Annotated in this window: 5 protein-coding genes; all 5 read right to left on the reverse strand. The window is 69.4% G+C overall.

Features of this window, described 5'->3' with window-relative positions:
* Window positions 1-97: 97 nt before the first annotated feature.
* The 5 genes from rpsG to AB0B48_RS31050 all read right to left on the reverse strand — a co-directional run bounded on the left by rpsG (window position 98) and on the right by AB0B48_RS31050 (window position 6,831).
* Window positions 98-568, reverse strand: coding sequence for a 30S ribosomal protein S7 (gene rpsG, locus AB0B48_RS31030; RefSeq protein ID WP_030489583.1), 471 nt, complete (start codon window positions 566-568; stop codon window positions 98-100).
* 1 nt (window position 569) lies between these two features.
* A complete protein-coding gene (rpsL, locus tag AB0B48_RS31035) occupies window positions 570-944 on the reverse strand; it encodes a 30S ribosomal protein S12 (RefSeq protein WP_007465318.1) in 375 nt (124 codons plus the stop codon).
* 508 nt (window positions 945-1,452) lie between these two features.
* Window positions 1,453-1,833 (reverse strand): hypothetical protein, encoded by a 381-nt coding sequence (locus AB0B48_RS31040; RefSeq protein ID WP_355009603.1) that lies wholly within the window; start codon window positions 1,831-1,833, stop codon window positions 1,453-1,455.
* 646 nt (window positions 1,834-2,479) lie between these two features.
* Entirely contained in the window at window positions 2,480-2,848 is a 369-nt protein-coding gene (locus AB0B48_RS31045) for a hypothetical protein (protein ID WP_210784125.1), read from the reverse strand.
* A gap of 95 nt (window positions 2,849-2,943) precedes the next feature.
* Window positions 2,944-6,831 carry a DNA-directed RNA polymerase subunit beta' gene (locus AB0B48_RS31050; protein WP_357207783.1) on the reverse strand — a complete coding sequence of 1,296 codons (3,888 nt, stop codon included), beginning with the start codon at window positions 6,829-6,831 and terminating at the stop codon, window positions 2,944-2,946.
* Between the last annotated feature and the right edge of the window lie 158 nt (window positions 6,832-6,989).

A 6,989-nucleotide genomic window follows, 5' to 3' on the forward strand; every position in this document is an offset into this window, starting at 1 on the left:
GCTCACGCGCCCCACCCTCCCCCGGGGGGGCCGGGGGGTGCCCGCCCCCCCACCCGGGGGGGGGGCGCCGGCCCCGGCGGCCCCCGCAACCAGGGTGTTACCAGCGGTAGTGCGCGAAGGCCTTGTTCGACTCGGCCATCTTGTGCGTGTCCTCGCGCCGCTTGACGGCGGCACCGAGGCCGTTGCTCGCGTCCAGCAGCTCGTTCATCAGCCGCTCGACCATGGTCTTCTCGCGCCGGGCGCGGGAGTACGTGACCAGCCAGCGCAGGCCCAGGGTCGTCGCCCGGGTCGGGCGGACCTCGACCGGAACCTGGTAGGTGGCGCCACCGACACGACGGCTGCGCACCTCGAGGGTCGGCTTGACGTTGTCCATCGCCCGCTTGAGGGTGACGACCGGGTCGGTGCCGGACTTCTCGCGGCAGCCCTCGAGGGCCGCGTACACGATGGTCTCGGCGAGCTGACGCTTGCCACGGAGCAGGATCTTGTTCACCAGCTGGGTGACCAGCGGCGAGTTGTACACCGGGTCAGCGACCAGTGGCCGCCGCGGAGCGGGTCCCTTACGCGGCATGTCAGCTCTTCTCCTTCTTCGCGCCGTAACGGCTGCGCGCCTGCTTGCGGTTGCGGACGCCCTGGGTGTCCAGCGAGCCGCGAACGATCTTGTAACGCACGCCGGGGAGGTCCTTCACCCGGCCGCCGCGAACGAGCACGATCGAGTGCTCCTGCAGGTTGTGACCGACGCCGGGGATGTAGGCGGTCACCTCGATCTGGCTGCTGAGCTTCACGCGAGCGACCTTGCGCAGCGCCGAGTTCGGCTTCTTCGGGGTGGTGGTGTACACGCGGGTGCACACGCCGCGCCGCTGAGGGGAACCCTTCAGCGCCGGGGTCTTGGTCTTGGTCGTCTTCGCCTGGCGGCCCTTTCGGACCAGCTGCTGGATCGTGGGCACCGGGTTTCTCCGCTCCCTTCGGCCGCATCCGCGGCCGCGCCGTCTGCTCGTTAGCCGGCCTGATGACCGGCTCTCCTACATTCCGACCAGGGTCGCCTTGCGGAGACCCCGGCACCCGCGGTCGGGCGTGTCGCCCTCGTCACGGCCCCGTTGCGACGCTCTCGCGTTCGTACCGGGTTTTGTCACCGGCGCGCGGGTCGCCCCGCTCCGGATCCTTGGCTTGTCGTGCCGCCGTCCGTAAGCCGGAAACAGCGCACGCACGAGTTGCCCGGGCATGCCCGGGCACAAGGGGAAAGAGTACCTACCACAACCGCCCAGGTCAAAACGGAATGGCCCGGCGACTGTCTCACACCAGCCGGCCGGATCTCGTCCTGCCCCGTCGCCCGCGATGGGCACCTACGAATACAAGTGTACCGGCTTCCCTGCAGAAGCACCCATCGCCCCCGGGGTGACCGGAAGCCTTCCGCGGAAAACCGCCGTCAGGTGCCGGATCTGTCGGTGATCACCCTCACGTCAGTGTGAGAAGCAGGGCAAGACCCAGGCCCAGCAGGCTGAGCAGCGCCCCCGCCGCGCCGCAGCTGATCCCTGCCATCGCCAGCCCGCGACCGGTGAACTGGACCGCCGAGGGGGCGGTCGGCCGCCGGATCTGTCGCCGGCCGAGCAGCCCGATGACGACCGCCGCCCCACCGGCCAGCACACCCAGCGCGGCGAACGCCCCGGAGGCCCAGGCCCCGCCGTCGTTCTTGAAAGCCACTCCGAAGCAGATCACCAGCAGTGAGACCAGAAGTGAGGCGATCCCCGCAACCAGCGCCCCGATGGCCAGCCCGGAGGTGACCGGTGCCACGTCCAGGTGCACGACGCCGAACGGCGTACCCGAAACCGCCTCCACCCGCTTCGGCGGCCGGCGTTGGTCGTCGGTGGGCGGCGGTACGGAACGCCCCGGTGCCCCAACACCCCACCCGGGACCGTGCCCCGGCGGCGGCGGTCCCCAGCCGGGCGGCGGCCCGGACGGCGACGGGCCCCACCCGGGCGGCGCAGACGGCGCAGACGGGTACGGACCCCAGCCTGGAGGCACAGCCGGTGCGGACGAGGACGGGCCCCAGCCGTACGGCACTCCCGAACCAGCCGGCGGCGGGCCCCACCCGGGCGGCGCACCCGGCCCGGAGGTGGGCGGGCCCCAGCCCTGCGGCGTCGAGGTCGGTGCGCTGGAGACCGGGTACGGCTGGTCGGAGCCGGGCGTCGTGGTGGCGCCCCAGCCGTTCGGACCCCAACCGGGAGGCGGCGTCGCAGGGGGCTGCGGGCCCGGGTTGGACGCCGGCTGGTGGGTCTCGTCGCTCGGGCCGGGTCGCGCCCAGTCGCTCGGCTCGGGTGGCGGAGCCGGCACGTCCGGCGGGCCGGCCGGTTCGTCCGCAGGGGGCCGCGCCGGTTCCGTCACGAGGTCCTCCTGTCGAAAGGCCGCCACCGTCACACGGTGGACACCGGCCAGGCTACCGCCGGCAGCACCGCCGCCCGCGCCGGGCGCGGCCACCGGTGGCTCAGTCCATGTTCGCGGGATAGTCGTGGCCGAACGGGGCGCCGGCCAACCGGACCACCCCGATGACCACAGCGGCCACGACGCTGACCGCGACCAGTACCAGGCCGGTCCAGGCCATCCACTCCCCCCGCCGCAGCCAGACACCGCCGGTCAGGAAACCCCCTGAGGCGTACGCCTCCCGGCGCGCCTGCCGGGCCAGTTGCAGGGCCACAGTGGCCGGCACCACGCCACCGATGAACAACCCGGTCAGCATGCCGAGCAGGCCCAGCGCGAAGACCGCCCGTGCCTTCGTGGCGCGGGCCGGGTCCGGGTCGAGCGGGTGGCGCACGCCCTGCTGGGCGACGGACACCTGCCCGGGTGCGGTCGTCATCCCCCCATCATGCCGAACCCGGCGCAAGCGGTGGGTTGGCACGGACACGACGAGGCCCCCGGCTTTCACCGGGGGCCTCGTCGTGTGACTGGTGCTTAGCGGTACGACCCGAAGTCGAAGTCGTCCAGCGGCACTGCCTGCCCGCCGGCCGGCCCGAACCCGTAGTCGGTCTCCGGGTAACCGGTCATCGAGTAGACCTTGGCCTTGGCCTCCTCGGTCGGCTCGACCCGGACGTTGCGGTACTTGCTGATGCCGGTACCGGCCGGGATGAGCTTTCCGATGATCACGTTCTCCTTGAGGCCGACCAGCGAGTCGCTGCGCGAGTTGATCGCAGCGTCGGTCAGCACCCGGGTGGTCTCCTGGAAGGAGGCCGCCGAGAGCCAGGAGTCGGTGGCCAGCGAGGCCTTGGTGATACCCATCAGCACCGGACGACCAGCGGCGGGCTCGCCGCCCTCCGAGACGAGCCGGCGGTTCTCCGACTCGAACAGCGCCCGGTCGACGAGCACACCCGGCAGGAACTCGGTCGAGCCGGAGTCGATGACCGTCACCCGCTTGAGCATCTGGCGGATGATGATCTCGATGTGCTTGTCGTGGATGAGCACACCCTGCGAGCGGTAGACCTCCTGGACCTCACTGGTCAGGTGGACCTGGACCGCCCGCGGACCCATGATCCGCAGCAGCTCGTGCGGGTCGATGGTGCCCTCGGTCAGCTTCTCGCCGACCGCGACGTGACCGCCGTCGTGGGTACGGAGCTTGACCCGCTTCGAGATCTTGTCGTAGACGATCTCTTCGCTGCCGTCGTCCGGCACCACGATGATCTTGCGCGAGCGCTCGCCGTCCTCGATCCGGATCCGACCGGGGGTGTCGGCGATGGGCGCCTTACCCTTCGGGACCCGAGCCTCGAAGATCTCCTGAACACGCGGCAGACCCTGGGTGATGTCCTCACCCGCGACACCACCGGTGTGGAAGGTACGCATCGTCAGCTGCGTACCGGGCTCACCGATGGACTGGGCGGCGATGATGCCGACCGCCTCGCCGATGTCGACCGACTTACCGGTCGGCAGCGACCGGCCGTAGCAGGCCGCGCAGACGCCCAGCTTCGACTCGCAGGTGAGCACGCTGCGCACCCGGACCGTCTCCACACCAGCGGCGACGATCTTGTCGACCCCGATGGAGTTGATGTCCTGACCGCGCTCGGCCACCACGGTGCCGTCCGGCCCCTTGATGTCGTCCGCGAGCGTACGGGCGTGCACGCTGGTCTCGGCGTGGGTGTGGACGACGAGCTTGCCGTCCAGCTTCTCGCCGATCTGCATCGGGATCGCCCGGTCGGTGCCGCAGTCCTCTTCGCGGATGATGACGTCCTGCGAGACGTCCACCAGACGACGGGTCAGGTAACCCGAGTCGGCGGTCCGCAGCGCGGTGTCGGCAAGACCCTTACGAGCACCGTGCGTGGAGATGAAGTACTCCAGCACGGACAGACCCTCCCGGTAGCTGGCCTTGATCGGCCGCGGGATGATCTCGCCCTTGGGGTTGGCCACCAGACCACGGATCGCCGCGATCTGCCGGAGCTGGAGCAGGTTACCGCGAGCACCCGAGTTGATCATCTTCCACAGCGGGTTCTCCTGCGGCAGCGCGGTGTCCATCTCCTTGGCGACCTCGTTGGTCGCCTTGGTCCAGATCTCGATGAGCTCGCCGCGACGCTCCTCGGCGGTCATCAGACCACGCTGGTACTGCTTGTCGATCTGGTCGGCGTCCTTCTCGTACTTCGCCAGGATCTCCGCCTTACGCGGCGGAGCGATGACGTCCTCCATGCCGATCGTCACGCCGGACCAGGTGGCCCAGTGGAAGCCGGCCTCCTTGAGCCCGTCCAGGGTGGCGGCCAGCGCCACCTTGGGGAAGCGCTCGGCGAGGTCGTTGACGATCGCGGAGAGCTGACCCTTGCGGATCTCGTAGTTCACGAAGCGGTAGCCCTGCGGCAGCGTCTCGTTGAACAGCACCCGGCCCAGGGTGGTCTCCACGGTCAGCGGGTCACCCTCGACCCAGCCCTCCGGGGCGGTCCACGCCTCGGCACCAGAGCCGTTGTCGACCCCGACCACGTCACGCAGGCGGATCTTCACCGGTGCCTGCAGGTGCAGCTCGCCGTTGTCGAAGGCCATCCGCGCCTCGGCGTCCGAGCTGAACGCCCGGCCCTCGCCCTTCTCACCGGCGGTGAGGTGGGTGAGGTGGTACAGACCGATGACCATGTCCTGGGTAGGCATGGTGACCGGCTTACCGTCGGCCGGCTTGAGGATGTTGTTCGACGACAGCATCAGGATCCGCGCCTCGGCCTGAGCCTCGGCGGACAGCGGCACGTGCACCGCCATCTGGTCACCGTCGAAGTCGGCGTTGAACGCGGTGCAGACCAGCGGGTGGATCTGGATCGCCTTGCCCTCGACCAGCTGCGGCTCGAAGGCCTGGATGCCCAGGCGGTGCAGGGTCGGCGCCCGGTTGAGCAGCACCGGGTGCTCGCCGATGACCTCTTCCAGCACGTCCCACACGACCGGGCGCTGACGCTCGACCATCCGCTTGGCGGACTTGATGTTCTGTGCGTGGTTGAGGTCGACCAGCCGCTTCATCACGAAGGGCTTGAACAGCTCCAGCGCCATCTGCTTGGGCAGACCGCACTGGTGCAGCTTCAGCTTCGGGCCGACCACGATGACCGAACGGCCGGAGTAGTCGACGCGCTTGCCCAGCAGGTTCTGGCGGAACCGGCCCTGCTTGCCCTTGAGCATGTCGGACAGCGACTTGAGCGGGCGGTTACCCGGGCCGGTGACCGGCCGGCCGCGACGGCCGTTGTCGAACAGCGCGTCGACGGCCTCCTGGAGCATCCGCTTCTCGTTGTTGACGATGATCTCGGGCGCGCCGAGGTCGATCAGCCGCTTGAGGCGGTTGTTCCGGTTGATCACGCGGCGGTACAGGTCGTTCAGGTCGGAGGTCGCGAAGCGGCCACCGTCGAGCTGCACCATCGGGCGCAGGTCCGGCGGGATGACCGGGACGCAGTCCAGCACCATGCCGAGCGGGGAGTTGCGGGTGTTCAGGAACGCCGCGACGACCTTGAGTCGCTTGAGCGCCCGGATCTTCCGCTGACCCTTGCCGGACCGGATGGTCTCCCGCAGGCTCTCGGCCTCGGCGTCGAGGTCCATGTTCTGGACCAGCGCCTTGATCGCCTCGGCGCCCATGGAACCGGTGAAGTACTCACCGAACCGGTCGCGCAGCTCGCGGTAGAGCAGCTCGTCGGTGACCAGCTGCTTCGGCTCCAGCTTGCGGAAGGTGTCCAGCACCTCGTCCAGGCGGTCGATCTCGCGCTGGGCCCGGTCGCGGATCTGGCGCATCTCGCGCTCTCCGCCCTCCTTGACCTTGCGCCGGACGTCCGCCTTGGCACCCTCGGCCTCCAGCTCGGCCAGGTCGGCCTCGAGCTTGGCGGCCCGCTTCTCGATCTCCGAGTCGCGGCTGTTCTCGGACTGCCGCTTCTCAGCCAGGATCTCGTTCTCGATCGTCGAGAGGTCGCGGTGACGCGACTCCGCGTCCACGCTCGTCACGACGTACGAGGCGAAGTAGATGATCTTCTCGAGGTCCTTGGGAGCGAGGTCCAGCAGGTAACCCAGCCGGCTCGGAACGCCCTTGAAGTACCAGATGTGGGTCACCGGAGCGGCGAGCTCGATGTGCCCCATCCGCTCACGGCGGACCTTGGAGCGAGTCACCTCGACGCCGCAGCGCTCACAGATGATGCCCTTGAACCGAACGCGCTTGTACTTACCGCAGTAGCACTCCCAGTCCCGCTGCGGACCGAAGATCTTCTCGCAGAAGAGCCCGTCCTTTTCCGGCTTCAGGGTGCGGTAGTTGATCGTCTCAGGCTTCTTGACCTCGCCGTGCGACCACTGACGGATGTCGTCGGCGGTGGCGAGACCAATGCGCAGCTCGTCGAAGAAGTTGACGTCGAGCACTATGTCCCCTATGTCGTCGTCTGTACTGCTAATTCTCGGGTGGGGTCGGGGGCCGGCGAGCCGGCTGCCCGACCGGTCGCTGCCGCTGCTCGCCCCGATGTCCGAGGTCGCCGGCCGGCTCGCCCCGCAGGTGGGCGCCTTCTACATGATGCGTACCG

Source organism: Micromonospora sp. NPDC049089, from assembly GCF_040648775.1.
Taxonomy (GTDB): domain Bacteria; phylum Actinomycetota; class Actinomycetes; order Mycobacteriales; family Micromonosporaceae; genus Micromonospora.

What these genes read in the sequence shown, in the direction of transcription:
- AB0B48_RS31045 (WP_210784125.1), bottom strand. Translation starts at nt 2,848, where the DNA reads ATGACGACCGCACCCGGGCAGGTGTCCGTCGCCCAGCAGGGCGTGCGC.
- rpsG (WP_030489583.1), bottom strand. Translation starts at nt 568, where the DNA reads ATGCCGCGTAAGGGACCCGCTCCGCGGCGGCCACTGGTCGCTGACCCG.